Source organism: Amycolatopsis sp. NPDC051903, from assembly GCF_044452505.1.
Taxonomy (GTDB): Bacteria; Actinomycetota; Actinomycetes; order Mycobacteriales; family Pseudonocardiaceae; genus Amycolatopsis.
In genome coordinates this window covers 1-14,197 of record NZ_JBITBT010000052.1, presented here as the reverse complement: position 1 = coordinate 14,197, position 14,197 = coordinate 1, and the positions used below count along the sequence as shown (strand labels likewise).

The 14,197-nt window shown below is 71.6% G+C and carries 5 protein-coding genes; 3 read left to right on the top strand and 2 right to left on the bottom strand.

Translation table 11 applies throughout. The features are described 5' to 3' along the window. Positions 1-580: 580 nt before the first annotated feature. Genes ACIA77_RS47755 through ACIA77_RS47745 form a run of 3 tightly spaced genes read left to right on the top strand, consistent with a single transcriptional unit; the run spans position 581 to position 3,578 of the window. Positions 581-1,264 (top strand): PIG-L deacetylase family protein, encoded by a 684-nt coding sequence (locus ACIA77_RS47755; protein WP_395892851.1) that lies wholly within the window; start codon positions 581-583, stop codon positions 1,262-1,264. Positions 1,265-1,310: 46 nt separating this feature from the next. After that, the gene (locus tag ACIA77_RS47750; RefSeq protein ID WP_395892850.1) at positions 1,311-2,603 is read left to right on the top strand and encodes a nucleotide sugar dehydrogenase; all 1,293 of its coding nucleotides are present in this window, start codon (positions 1,311-1,313) and stop codon (positions 2,601-2,603) included. A gap of 12 nt (positions 2,604-2,615) precedes the next feature. Continuing rightward, positions 2,616-3,578, top strand: a complete 963-nt coding sequence (locus ACIA77_RS47745; protein ID WP_395892849.1) for an NAD-dependent epimerase/dehydratase family protein — start codon at positions 2,616-2,618, stop codon at positions 3,576-3,578. A gap of 1,085 nt (positions 3,579-4,663) precedes the next feature. On the opposite strand, the gene ACIA77_RS47740 is transcribed toward ACIA77_RS47745, so the two are convergent. Further along, positions 4,664-4,855, bottom strand: a complete 192-nt coding sequence (locus ACIA77_RS47740; RefSeq protein WP_395892848.1) for a hypothetical protein — start codon at positions 4,853-4,855, stop codon at positions 4,664-4,666. A 503-nt stretch (positions 4,856-5,358) separates the two neighbouring features. After that, the gene (locus ACIA77_RS47735) at positions 5,359-13,806 is read right to left on the bottom strand and encodes a beta-ketoacyl synthase N-terminal-like domain-containing protein (protein WP_395892847.1); all 8,448 of its coding nucleotides are present in this window, start codon (positions 13,804-13,806) and stop codon (positions 5,359-5,361) included. Positions 13,807-14,197 lie beyond the last annotated feature (391 nt).

Genomic DNA, 14,197 nt, shown 5'->3' with positions numbered 1-14,197 from the left:
GTCGGCGCCAAGCACCGGAACGATGCCTCGGCACCAGCCGGCGCCGCCTCCGCGAGCGACGCGAGCGCCCCGCCGGTGCGAGTTCGGCCCATCGCGTCGCTCCGGTTGCCGCACGGCTTCGGCCAACAGCCCGGCCATCGGCTGTCCGCGGTGGGCGACCAGCTGAGAAGCCTGGCTGAACTCGTCCAGTCCGGCACCTGTGCGGCGGCCGAATCAGCTTCGGCGAAGATCACTTCACCGTTGCCCACGTGTCCCCTTTCCTTCTGCGTCGCCGGCGCTGGAAAGGGGATTCGCGCGGGCCCCCACAGCAATTGGATACGACGATACGAGCGCGTGCCGGAAACACCCACCCCTAACGGCCCCGGAACCGCACAGGGAATCCCGCCCCTATCCCGGGGGGCACGCGGCGGCCAAGGTCCGCTTTAGACGGTCTTTAGGGGTTGTCGGTCGTCGCCCACGGATGACAGATTTTCAGCACGTCCGAAAAACTATTCACCTCCGTTGTTCCGCGCTCGCCACCGTTTTCGGCGATGACCGGAACGCGAATTGCTCGCCCATTGGACTAAGGCTGGGGATCGGTATGCACAGAAAGATACGCAAGCTCCTCGTCGTGGGAGCGCACGGCGACGACGAGACGCTCGGCGCAGGCGGCACGATCGCGCGGCTCGCCGACGAAGGCGTGACGATCTCGCTCTGCATCCTGACCAACGACGACGGCTCCCGGTCACCGACCGGCACCGGCGTCGTCAACCGCACCGCCGCGATCGAACTGGCCGCGAAGACGCTGGGTATCGAACGCGTGCGCATCAACGAATTCGGGGACAACCGGCTCGACACCGTCAGCCACCTCGAGCTGAACCGCGTCGTGGAGAACGAAGTCCGCGACTTCGAACCCGACACGATCTTCACCACGAGCATGTGCGACCTGAGCACCGACCACGCGCTGGTCAGCCGCGCCGCGCGGGTGGCGGGCCGGCCGGGCAAGGGCAGCGTGCAGGAGGTTCGGACGTTCGAGATCCGCTCCGCCACGGACGTCGGCGAGGCTTCCGGACTGCCGGTCACCTTCCGGCCCAACTGCTGGCAGCGCCTCGACGACACGCACGTCGAGCGCAAGATCGAAGCACTGCGCGCGTACGGCAGGGAACTCGAGCCCTGGCCGCACCCGCGCAGCGAACGGGGCGTCCACGCCCTCGCCGAATACCGCGGTTCGCAGATCTCCGCCGGCCTCGCCGAAGCGTTCGAGATCCTCCGGATCGTGCAGTGACTTCGCGCTCAGACAACTTCCCACCGCAAGAGACGGGTGAACCGGAATGACCAGTACTGTCGCTGAACACGAGACCTTGGCCGAGCTCAACGAGCTGACGTCCGTCGCGGTGATCGGGATGGGCTACGTCGGCCTGCCGACCGCCCTCGGCCTGCACGAGAGCGGCGTCGAGGTGATCGGCATCGACCTCTCGCAGAACCGCCTCGACGCGATCCGCTCCGGCGAGGTCGACCTGATCGAAGCCGACCACCGCCGGCTGGAGAAAGCCGTGCACCAGGAGGACTTTCAGCTCACCGCCGACTCCGCGCGGATGGCCGAGGCCGACGCCGTGCTGGTGTGCGTGCCGACCGGGCTGGACGAGTACCTGATGCCCGACCTCGGCCCGCTGGAGAGCGCCTGCGCCGCGCTGATCGCGCACGCCCGTGCCGGCCAGACGCTGATCCTGACCTCCACCAGCTACGTCGGCACCGCCGGGCGATTGCTGGTCAAGCCGTTGACCGCCAAGGGGTTCAAGGTCGGGCGCGACGTCTTCGTCGCCTCCAGCCCCGAGCGCATCGACCCCGGCAACGTCACGCACACGCAGCAGGAAACCCCACGTGTGCTGGGCGGGGTGACGCCGGCGTGCACCGCGATGGCGCAGCGCGTGATCTCCCTGCTGACCCCGCAGGTGCACTGCGTCAGCTCGCCCGAGGTGGCCGAGCTGACCAAGCTGTACGAGAACACCTTCCGCGCGGTGAACATCGCGCTGGCCAACGAGTTCGCGGAGATCAGCGACGGCTTCTCGATCGACCCCATCGAGGTGATCGACGCGGCGGCGAGCAAGCCCTACGGCTTCATGGCCTTTCACCCCGGCCCCGGCGTCGGCGGGCACTGCATCCCCTGCGACCCGCACTACCTGCTCTGGCAGCTGCGCGCGACGCAGAACAACGCGCCGCTGGTCACCCAGGCCATGCACGCCATCGCCGAGCGGCCCAAGCAGGTCGTCGACCGCGTGGTGAACACCCTGTCGCACCACGGGAAGGGGCTCGCGGGCGCCCGCGTGCTGGTGGTCGGCGTGACGTACAAGCCCGGCGTCCAGGACGTCCGGTCCTCCTCCGCGCTGGACATCATCGACCTGCTGGCGGCGAAGGGCGCGAAGGTCGGCTACTACGACCCGCTCGTGCCGAACGTCCGCGTCACCGGGGGTTCGCTGGACAGCGTCGTGGAGCCGGACGGCGGCGACTGGGACGTCGCGCTGATCCACACCGTCCAGGCCGGCCACGGTTACGACTGGCTCGCGCAGTGCGCGGTCGTCATCGACGCCACCTACCGCTTCGACACCGCGCTCTTCGCGAACTGAGAGGACTCCGACGTGCGTTACCTGATCACCGGCGGTGCCGGGTTCATCGGCTCCCACCTGACCGAGCACCTCCTGCAACAGGGCCACGAGGTCGTCGCGCTCGACAACCTCGGCACCGGCACGCTCGACAACCTCGCCGGAGTGCGGGACAACCCCGGCTTCCGCTTCGTGCGCGGCTCGGTGACCGACCCCGCGGCGGTAGCGGCGTGCATGGCCGGCATCGACGCGGTCTTCCACCTCGCGGCCGCGGTCGGCGTCTTCACCATCCTCGACAAGACGATGGAGAGCCTTCGCACCAACCTGCACGGCACCGAGACCGTGCTGGACGCGGCGCTGCAGCACGACGTGCCGATCCTGGTCGCCTCCACCAGCGAGATCTACGGCAAGAACACCGCCGACGGCCTCACCGAGGACGCCGACCGGATCATCGGCTCGCCGCTGAAGAACCGCTGGTCCTACGCCGAAGCCAAGGCACTGGACGAGACGTTCGCCCACCTGTACGCGGTCGAGCACGGCCTGCGCACGGTGATCGTCCGGCCCTTCAACACCGTCGGCCCCCGCCAGACCGGCCGCTACGGCATGGTGATCCCGCGCTTCGTGAAGCAGGCGCTGGCGGGCGAGCCGATCACGGTGTTCGGCGACGGCCAGCAGACGCGCTGCTTCTGCCACGTCCACGACGTCGTGCCGGCCCTGGTGGCCCTGCTGTCCGACGAATCGGCGTACGGCAAGGTGTTCAACCTCGGCAGCAACGAGCAGACGACGATCTCGCAGCTCGCGGAGCGCGTGATCACCGCGACGGGCTCCTCCAGCACCATCGCGAAGGTGCCCTACGAGGAGGCCTACGGCAAGGGCTACGAGGACATGCAGCGCCGCATCCCCGACTGCACCCGCGCGCACCAGCAGATCGGTTTCGCCCCCACGCACACCCTGGACGACATCATCGCCGCGGTCGTCGCCGACCGTCGCGGTTCCTGATGCCCGTCAGGCCACCCCAATCCGGAACTCGAAGGCGAGCGGGGCAGGCACCCGGGCGGAGCGCACCGGAGCCGGGCTCGCGGTGGTCGGTGTGGTCAGACGGTTGGCGGGTGACCCGGTAGCCGAGGGCGCGCGGGCGGAGGTGGTCGCGTTTCTCGCACTCGTCGCTGATGCGGTGTGTGTCGTGGAAGTCGGGGCCGAGGTCGTGGAGGCGGGCGTCGGGGCCGGAGCGGGTGCCTGGTGCTGGTCAGGATGGAGTGGCTTACGGCGACCGGGGCCTTCTTCTTGCCGCGGCGTTCGGCGATGCGCTGGTGGCGTTCGCCGAGGCGGGTGCCGGTGCGGGCGGCGCCGACGGGCGCTTGCCCGAGGGTCCTGGCGAGGTAGCGGTTGCCGTGTCCGGTCGAGGCGTTGCCCTTCGCCCGGGGGCGAAAACGCGCCCAGACGAGCAGGTGCCCGGCGGTGGGGAACCGGCACGCCAGTTCGGCCTCGCCCGGACCAACGCCGGGGCCCGCGCGATGACCTCCTCGTCGTCCCGCGCCTCAGTCGGCACCCTGGCCTCACCTTCGCCTGACAGCCTCCCCCGACAGCCTTCCCCGGCAGCCTTCGATGGCCGCCGCCCGCAGGAGCGGTCGGCGGCACGGCGTTGCGTGGAACGGAATCGAAGAGGCGCACGTTCTCACGGAATTGCACGCCGGCCGACGACCGGCTCGCAGATCACCTCGACGTCCAGCTTCCCGAAGGCCTCGAACGATCCGGGAGCCGGGGAGTGGCACCGGCGAAGGCCGGCAGGACGCGGCGCCGGCGTGGTTTCCTGCGCGGCCGCGTCGGGACGATCGAGGGCCCGGTGCAGAGAACGCCGCGGATCGGCAGATGGCCAGCGGTCGTCGGCAGCGAAGGCGAAGCGGGTCCCGGGTCGCTTGCCCGGTGAGGAGCGTGTCGTCCGGAGCCAGGTCGTGCCGGGGAAGGCCGGCTCTGAGCCGTTCGGCAAGGCCGTGCTCGGGCTCGGCAACGCCTAAGCAGCCACACTCGCGCCGCCCCGCGGACGCGTGCGGTCACCGCCCCAGCAGGCGCGCGCTCGTCCCAGATCACCGGCTGGGTTTCCACAGCTCGGCGAAGTCCACCGAACCGTCCACTGTGGACTGGTCGACGAGCCGGTCGTCGTCCGCACCCGACCGCCACCGCGACGAACCCGGTAAGGGTGACGTCTCGGTGAACTTGGGCCTGCCCGTGATCTGCACCTCGTGTCTCGCGGTGCGCGGCGCCCATCCCAGCGGCACCGGCAGACCCCGACGAATGCCAGTGCGAGGCGAAGGTCCGCGGCGCGTCCGGGACACCGACATCCGCGCATGCCGCCGGCAGGCCTGCTCCTCGGTGATCGGCCCGCTGTCCCCGGCGCGCACGATCCGTACCGTCGCGAGCCGGCTTTCGGCTTCCGAGGCGGGCCGCTGCCCGGACCGCGACGCACGCCCGAGCGACGCCGGACCCTCGCTCATCGCCGACTCGCTCCGTCCACCCGTTCGAAACATGCGCGTGCGGCGATCCCGTTCGATGGTCCAGCCCCGCACCGGTGACCACCGTCCGGAGCCACCACGGGGCGTCCCAGCGGCACCGGCCAGACCGGTCATCGCCCCGGCACCGAGCCGGGCGAGGTTCATGACCGTCCACAGCACGAAGGCGACGCCTCCCGCGGCGAGCGGGCAGGCGCGCCTTTCGCCCCAACGCCTGTTCCTCCGCGATCATCCAGCCGGTGCTCGTCCGGTTGATCCGCGCCGCGCAGAACTCACGAGCCGAGCCAGTCCTCGACCGCTTGCGCCGTTGTCGCCGAGCTGTCCTCGACCAGGCTGAAGTGGTCACCGGGGACCACCGCGGTGGTGCCGGCGCGGCTCCACGCCGTTCGCCACGCCTCGGAGTCCCCCGCACCGCCTCCGGCCTCGCCCGCGCCGAACCGGTCCTCCGGCCGCACCAGCAGGCTCGGCGCCGCGATCTCGGGAAGCGTGACCTCGGGGAGGATGTCCAGGTACCTGGCGAGCGCGGTGAGCTTGGTCCGGTCATACGGCCCGTACCGCGACTCGTTTTCGAGCAGCCCCGAGACCAGGCCGAGGGTGGCCTTGTCCCGCTCCTCCTGATCGCTGCGCTGCATGTCCTCGCCACCGGCGGCGTAGGTGTCCAGCAGGACGACCGCGGCAGGGCCGGTGCCCGACTGCTCCAGACGACCCGCGACGGCGTGCGCGAAGATCCCCGCCGAGGAATAGCCCAGCAACGCGAACGGCTCGTCGCCAACGGCCTTGCGGATGCTCTCGGTGAGCACGTCCACGATGGCCTCGGCCGATTCGGGCAGCCGCTCACCGGCCAGGAACCCCGGCATCGGCAACGCGGACAGCGTGCGCACGCCACGGAAGTGCGCGGCAAACCGCGCGTACTGGTACGCGCCGCCCATCGCCGCCGGGGTGGACAGGCAGAACAGGTGCGGCTGCCGCGCTCCCTCGGCCATCCGGACCGGCGCCGGCACCTGCTCGATATCGGCCGCCGACCGGAACGCCGGGCGCAACCTGGCCGCCGCGCTCAGCAGGCCGAGCCCTTCCTCCGTCTGTCCCGAGCGGACGGCCTCGGCGAACAACTGCTTCAGCCCGTCGGAAGCCGGGTCCTCCGGCGAGGCGTCGGAGACCTCGTCCAGTTCGGTCAGCAGGTGCGCGGTCAGCGCCACCGGGTTCTGGTGATCGAAGATGACCGTCTGGGACACGTGCAGCCCGGTGGCCTCGTTGAGGCTGTTGCGCAGTCCTACCGCGGTCACCGAGTCGAAGCCCGATTCGAGGAAGTGACGGTTCGGGTCGACCGCGTCGGGGTCCGCGTAGCCGAGCACGGCCGCGGTGTGCTCGAGCACGAGCTGCAGGAGGATCTTCTCCCGCTGGGCCTGGTTCTGCCCGGCCAGCCGCTCGCGCAGCGCGTCCGGGTCGGCCGCGACGGCCGGGCTCGCCGTGCGTCGCGCCGGCGCCGGTCCACCTCGTCCGGCCTTGGTGGTTTCCGCAGGCGCGCCAAGGGTTTCCCGCACTTCGGCAACGGGGCGCACCGTCACGGCCTCGATCGAGGCCACCGGCTTACCCGCCTGATCGGCCAGCGTCACCGCGACCGAGTCCCCGTCGGCCGGGGTCAGCCGTACGCGCAGCTTCGACGCCGCGGTGGCGTGCAGTTCGACCCCCGTCCAAGCGACCGGGAGACCCGGCTCCCCGCCAGGACGCAGGCCGAACGCCTGCACCGCGGCGTCCAGCGCGGCCGGGTGCAGGCCGAACCGGTCGGCCTGCCCGCTCGCCTCCTGTCCGAGGCTCACCTCGGCGAACACCTCGGCACCCCGGCGCCAGCCCGCGCTCAGGCCCTGGAACGCGGGGCCGTAGCCGAGCCCCCTGCCTGCCAGCGCCTGGTACCGGCCGTTCACCGGCACCGGTTCGGCCTCGGCAGGCGGCCACTCCTCGAGTCCCTCCGGCTTGACCTTCCCACCGCCGACCAGCAGCCCGGTCGCGTGCCGGGTCCACGCGGCGATCGGGTCGTCCGGGCGCGAATACACCGTCAGCGCCCTGGCCTCGGCATCGTCCCGCGCGCCGACCACGGCCTGCACCTGCACCTTTCCGCGCTCCGGCAGCACGAGCGGCGAGTGCACGGTCAGTTCCTCGACCCGGGAGCAGCCCGCTTCGTCGCCGGCGCGGATGGCGATCTCGACGAAAGCCGCGCCGGGCAACAGGACCTCGCCGCCCACGGTGTGCTCGGCCAGCCAGGGGAGCGTGGCGACCGAGAGCCTGCCGCTGAGCACGATGCCGTCCGAGTCCGCCAGCCACATCGCCGCGCCGACGAGCGGGTGCCCCGTCGATTCGAGCCCGGTGGTGGCCAGATCGCCGCTCGCCCTGATCGCCTCCATGTCCAGGTCCGGCCAGTACCGCTTGCGGTGGAACGCGTAGGGCGGCAACGGTACCCGCCGCGCCTCCCGTCCGGCGAACAGCCGCGTGCCATCGAGGCTGAGGCCGTCCACGTGCAACTGTCCGGCCGCCCGCAGCACCGCGGTGGTCTCGGCGCGATCGCCGGGCAGCACTTGCAGTTCGGTGACATCCTCACCCGGCCCGGTCAGGCAGGACCACACGTTCCCCGCGAGCCCACCGCCGGGGCCGAGATCCACGAACCGGTTCACCCCCGCCGCCTCCAGGCTGCGCACCGCGTCGAGGAAGCGGACCGGCCGCCGCAGCGTGGCCGCCCAGTGCTCGGGCTTGGCCAGCTCGTCCCCGACCGGGGCGCCGGTGACCGTGGAGACCACCGGAACGCGCGGAGCACCGTACGACAACTCCGCGGCGATCTCGGCCAGCTCCGCCACGACCTCGTCCATCCGCGGCGAGTGCGCGGCCTGCGGCACTGGCACCCGCCGGGTCTCGCGTCCCCGTTCCGCCCAATGGGCGGCGATCTCGAGCACGGGTTTCTCGTCGCCGGAAAGAACGACGGAGTCCGGCCCGTTGACCTCGGCGACCGCCACCCTTCCGGTCAGCAGCGGGCGGACCTCCTCCTCGCTCGCCGCGACCGCGACCATCGCGCCGCCCGGCATCTCCTCCAGCAGCTGCGCGCGGCCGGCGACCAGTTTGACCGCGTCCGGCAACGACAGCACCCCGGCCACGTGCGCGGCAGCCACCTCGCCGCCGGAATGGCCGAGCACGTAATCCGGCCGCTGCCCCCAGAACTCGAGCAGCCGGAACAGGGCGACCTGCACGGTGAACAGCGCCGCGTGCGTGAACGTCGCCCGGTCCAGCAGCTGCGCGTTGACCGAGCGCTTCTCGGCGAACAGCACGTCCAGCAGCGGCCGGTCCAGGTACGCCCCGAACTTCTCGCTCACCTCGGTGAATTCCCTGGCGAACGCGGGGAAGGCCGCGCAGAGGTCCCGTCCGCTACCGAGGCGGACGGCGGCGTGGCCGGCGAACAGGAACACCGTCTTCGCAGCCGCCCGGCCGCTGCCGCGCAGCACCGTGGCGGAGTGCTCGTCCCTCGCCAGCGCGGCGAGCCCCGCGAGCAACTCCTGCCGGTCCTCGCCGACCACGGCCGCGCGGTGCGAAGCAGGGGTCCGGAAGGTGGCCAGCGAGTACGCGAGGTCCTGCGGGTCGGGTTCTCCACCGGTGGTCAGCTGGGACAGCAACCGCTGTGCCTGCAGCGGCAAGGCTTCCCTGCTGCGCGCGGACAGCAGCAGCGGCAGCAGCCCGTCCCGCTGGGGCGTGGCGGGCTCCTCCTTCTCCTGCTCGGGCGCCTGCTCGATGATCACGTGCGCATTGGTCCCGCTGTACCCGAACGACGAGACACCGGCGCGCCGCGGACGTCCGGGGTCCGGCCACGGGATGGTCTCCGCGAGCAGCCTGACCTGCCCCGCCGACCAGTCGACCTGCTTGGTCGGGTTGTCCGCGTACCGGGTCATCGGCAGCTGCTCGTGCCGCAGCGCCATCACCATCTTGATGATGCCGGCCACCCCGGAGGCGGCCTGGCTGTGCCCGATGTTCGACTTGACCGAGCCCAGCCACAGCGGCCGGTCCTCCGGCCGGTCCTGCCCGTAGACGGACAGCAGTGCGCGCGCCTCGATCGGGTCGCCCAAGGTCGAGCCGGTCGCGGACGCCTCCACCGCGTCCACATCGGACGGTTTCAGCCCGGCGAGCGCGAGGGCTCTGCGGATCACGCGTTCCTGCGAAGGGCCGCTCGGCGCGGTCAGCCCGTTGGACGCGCCGTCCTGGCCCACCGCGCTCGACCGGATCACCGCGAGGACTTCGCGGCCGTCGCGCAGGGCGTCCGAAAGCCTCGCGACCACGAGAACACCGACGCCTTCGGACCAGCCGATCCCGTCCGCGGCCGCCGAGAACGACTTGGACCGGCCGTCGGCGGCGGTGCCACCCGAATCGAAGTGGGCGAACGGGCTCGGCGAAGTGAGCGCCGAAACGCCACCGATCAGCGCAAGCGAGCAGTCGCCCTGGTTCAGCGCCTGGCTCGCCGAGTGCAGGGCCACCAAGGAGGACGAGCAGGCAGTGTCGATCGAGACCGCCGGCCCCTCCAGGCCGAGCGCGTAGGACACCCGGCCGGACACCACGCTGCCGAGCACACCGGTGCTGCGGAACAGGCCGTTGGTCTCCATGCTGCCGGCCGGCCCGGGGTCGTAGTCCGACTGCATGACCCCGGCGAACACACCGGTGTCGCTGCCCTTGAGCGAAACCGGGTCGATCCCGGCCCGCTCCAGCGCCTCCCAGCAGGTCTCCATCAGCATCCGCTGCTGCGGTTCGATCATCGCCGCCTCGTTCGGGCTGATCCCGAAGAAGGCCGCGTCGAAGTCGGTGATGTCGTGCACGAACCCGCCCTGCGGCTGCCGCCCGCTCGCCTCGACCAGGCCGAGCCAGTAGTCCATGTCCCAGGAACGGTTGACCGGGAAGGGAGAGATCCCGTCGCCGCCGGAGGCCGCGAGCTGCCACAGCTCTTCCGGTGTGCCGACCTCCCCCGGGTACCGGCAGGCCATCCCGATGATCGCGATCGGCTCGTCACCGGCCACGGTGGTCAGCGCGACCGTCTCCTGCTTGGCAGCCAGCTCGCCGAGCAGCGCCTGGTGCAGGTGCCCGGCCAGCTCCGCCGCGGTCGGGAAGTCGAACACCAGGGTGGGTGGCAGGGTCAGCCCGGTGGCCGCACCGAGCTGGTTGCGCAGCTCGACGGCCAGCAGTGAGGTGAAGCCGAGATCGTTGAAGGCGCGGTCGACGTCGATGAGCTCCGCCGAGTCGTGGCCGAGCACCGCGGCGACCTGGGCGAGGACCACCCCCCGCACGGCCTTGAGCCGCTCGGTGGCGGGAAGCGCGAGCAGCTTGCCCCGCAGGGAGTTCGGGTCGGCCTCGGCGCCGGCCGGCCCGGTGGTCTCCGGTGCGCTGGCGGCACGCCGCCCGAGCGGCTCCGGCGCTCGGCTGGGCTCCCGGCGTGGCGCCGCGGCGCCACGGGCCGCGGCCAGCTGCTCCTCGGAAACCTGCCGCAGCGTCAGCGATTCGACCGAGGCGACCGGGTTTCCCGCCACGTCGGCGAGTTCCAGCGATACGAGGTTCGAATCCGTGAGCCGCAACCGCACCCGCGCCGCCGCGGCGCCCGAGGCGAACAGCTCCACACCGGACCACGCGTACGGGAACGACACGCCCTCCCCGCCGCCCGCGAGCCCGATCGCGTGCAGCGCCGCGTCGAGCACAGCCGGGTGCAGCCCGAAGGCCGCCGCGTCCCTTCGTGCCCGTTCGGGCAGGCTCACCTCGGCGAAGATCTCGTCCGCACCGCGCCATGCGCCGCGCAAGCCACGGAACACCGGACCGTAGTCCAGCCCACGCTCCGCCATTTCCTCGTACATTCCCGTCAGTTCCACCTGCTCGGACTCGGCGGGTGGCCAGGGGTCCAGCGCGAACGACGCCGAGCCATTCGCGGCGACCAGCACGCCACCGGCGTGCCGGGTCCACGTCCCTTCACCGGTCAGGTCGTCGGTGCGCGAGCTGATCGCGAACGAGCGCGCCCCGGATTCGTCCGGGGCGTCGACGCTCACCTGGATCCGGACGCCGCCCTCCGCGGGCATCGCCAGCGGCGCGTGCAGGGTCAGCTCCCGCAGCCGGGAGCAGTCCACCCGGTCCCCCGCCCGGATCGCGAGTTCCACGAAACCCGTGCCGGGAAAGAGAAGCGAGCCGCCGACGGCGTGGTCTGCGAGCCAGGGATGGGTTCCGACGGAGACGCGCCCGGACAGCACGACGCCCTCGGAGTCGGCGAGCACGGTGGCCGCACCCAGCAGCGGGTGATCCACCGCTTCCAGGCCGAGGGAAACCGGGTCGCCGTAGATCGGAGCCGACCGCAGCCAGTACCACTTCCGCTGGAAGGCATACGTGGGCAGGTCTGCCGGATGCGCGCCACGGCCGGCGAAGTAGGCCCGCCAATCCGGCGAGATCCCGTGCGAGTGCAGCTTTCCGAGTAGGGTGGTCACGGTTTCCACGGGCCGGTCCTCGCCCGGCGCGGACACCACGAGGGCGTTCCCGGTCAGGCTTTCCCGCGCGCCCGTCGGGCCGAACTCGACGAACCGGTTCACGCCCTGGGCTTCCAGGTAGCGGACGCCGTCCGCGAAACGTGCCTTCGCGCTGAGCCGCCGAACCCAGTACGCCGGCGAGCACAGCTCCTCCTCGGTCGCCAGCTCGCCGCCGCCGCCCGGCAGCACCGGAATGTGCGGCGCCGCGTAACTCAACCGCTCGGCGATCTTCCGGAGCGCGCCGGGCTCAGCGCCGGCCGCCGTCACCAGAGCGGCCGCGTCCGGCAGCGACAACACCCCGGAAACGTGTGCCGTGCTCAGCTCGCCGACCCCGTGCCCCGTGACGAAATCCGGGGTGAGTCCCCACGATTCGAGCAGCCGGAACAACGCCACCTCGACGGCGAACACGGTGCCGTTCTCGCCGTCGGCGTGCTCGGCCAGCTCCGCGCGGGCCTCCCCGTACGCCGCGGCGAACGCAGGGAACGCGGCGCTCAGCTCCTGCCCGAGGCCGCTGCGCGGTGAGGCGTTGCCGGAGAACAGGAATGCCGTCGAGGTCTCACCGCGGGCCACCCCGCACGCGACATCGGCAGAGGACTCGCCTGCTGCCACCGTGTCCAGGCCGCGCAGCAGTTCCTCGCGGCTGGTCCCGGTGACCACCGCCCGGTACGGGAACGCCGACCTGCCGGTGGCAAGTGAGTAGCCGATGTCGAGCGGGTCGAGATCGGGATTGCCGCGAACCCGCTCCAGCAGCCGCGCGGCCTGCGCGCGCAGCGATTCGGGGCTCCGGCCGGACAGCGCCCACGGGATCGGGCCCCTCGCGGGAATCTCGCGCTCCGCGGAGACCTCCGCGGCCTCGGGAGCCTCCTCGACGATCACGTGCGCATTGGTGCCGCTCATCCCGAACCCCGACACCGCGGCCCTGCGGGGCCTGTCCTCGCGCGGCCACGCCACCGGTTCGGTGAGCAGTTCGACGCCGCCGGAGGCCCAGTCCACCCGGTGGTTCGGCTCGTCCACGTGCAGCGTCTTGGGCAGGAGTTCGTTGCGCAGCGCGAGCACGACCTTGAGCAGCGAGGCAACGCCCGCGGCGGCCTGGGTGTGCCCGAGGTTCGACTTGATCGAGCCGAGCCGCAGCGGTCGACCCTCCGGCCGTTCCCGCCCGTAGGTGGCCAGCAGTGCCTGCGCCTCGACCGAATCGCCGAGCGGCGTCGCCGTCCCGTGCGCCTCCACCAGGTCGATCTGATCGCTCGACACCCGGGCGTTGGCCAGCGCCTGGCGGATCACCCGCTGCTGGGCAGGGCCCTTCGGCGACATCATCCCGTTCGAGGCGCCGTTCTGGTTGACCGCGCTGCCCCGGACGATCGCGAACACCGGGTGGCCGTTGCGGCGCGCGTCCGAAAGCCGTTCCAGCAGCAGCATCCCGGCGCCCTCGGACCAGCCGATACCGTCCGCGGACTCGGCGAACGACCGGCACCGGCCGTCGACGGACAGCGTGTCGTCGACGCTGAACTCGGCGAAGGTCTGCGGGGAGGCCATCACCGACGCCCCGCCGGACAGCGCGAGCGAGCACTCGCCCTGGCGCAGGGCCTGCACCGCCAGGTGCAGGGTCACCAGCGAGGACGAGCACGCGGTGTCCACGGTGACCGTGGGCCCTTCGAGGCCGAACGTGTAGGCGAGCCTGCCGGACACCACCGCCGAGGAACCGTAGTGGCCCGGATAGTTGTGGTACATCACCCCGGTGAACACCCCGACCGAGCTGCCCTTCACCGAGGCCGGCGGGATCCCGGCCCGTTCGAAGGACTCCCAGGTGGTCTCCAGCAGCAGGCGCTGCTGCGGGTCCATCGTGAGCGCCTCGCGCTCGCTGAACCCGAAGAACTCGGCGTCGAACTCAGGAGCCTGGTACAGGAACCCGCCGTGCCGGGTGCGGACGGCGCCCGGCCGCTCACCGCTCGGATCGTAGAGCCGGTCGGTGTCCCAGCCGCGGTCGGTGGGGAATTCGCCGATGGCGTCGGCGCCGCCGGCCACCAGCCGCCACAGCTCCTCCGGTGTGCTCACGCCGCCGGGAAAACGACAGGCCATGCCGACGATCGCGATCGGCTCGCGGCCGGCCTCGCTGAGCTTCTTGTTCTGCGCGCGAAGACGCTCGGACTCCTTCAGGGACACACGGAGGGCGTGAACCAGCTTGTCGTCGGACTTGTTCATTCAGACCTTCTCCTGAGTCGCGTGGTCGTCGGCGCGGTGCGGGGCCAGGTCGCCCGGAAACGGCTGCCGGAAATTCCGCGGAATGGTTCGGCGGGAATCGGCCCCGTCCTGCGTCGGCCGGGAGGTTTTCCGCATCGCCCGTCGCGCCCACCTGACGCGGTACGTTACGAGCGCGGGCACGGCGCACCCACCCCTAACCGTTCGCCGGGCACCCCTCACAACGACCCGAACAGCGGACGGCCAAGCCGGCGCTTGTTCGGGGCCAACGGGAAAGTCTGTGAAGACTGGGGCTTGGTGCTGCATCGGGCCCGGTCTGACCCCGGTCAAAGTGTGACCATGGTGTCCTACGTTCGATGTGTCGACTGGTTCTGGTGCAGCGTCGTGCGGGCAC

Excerpts from the sequence above, each read along its gene's own strand:
- ACIA77_RS47750 (WP_395892850.1), top strand. The coding sequence starts at position 1,311 with ATGACCAGTACTGTCGCTGAACACGAGACCTTGGCCGAGCTCAACGAG.
- ACIA77_RS47735 (WP_395892847.1), bottom strand. The coding sequence starts at position 13,806 with ATGAACAAGTCCGACGACAAGCTGGTTCACGCCCTCCGTGTGTCCCTG.
- ACIA77_RS47755 (WP_395892851.1), top strand. The coding sequence starts at position 581 with ATGCACAGAAAGATACGCAAGCTCCTCGTCGTGGGAGCGCACGGCGAC.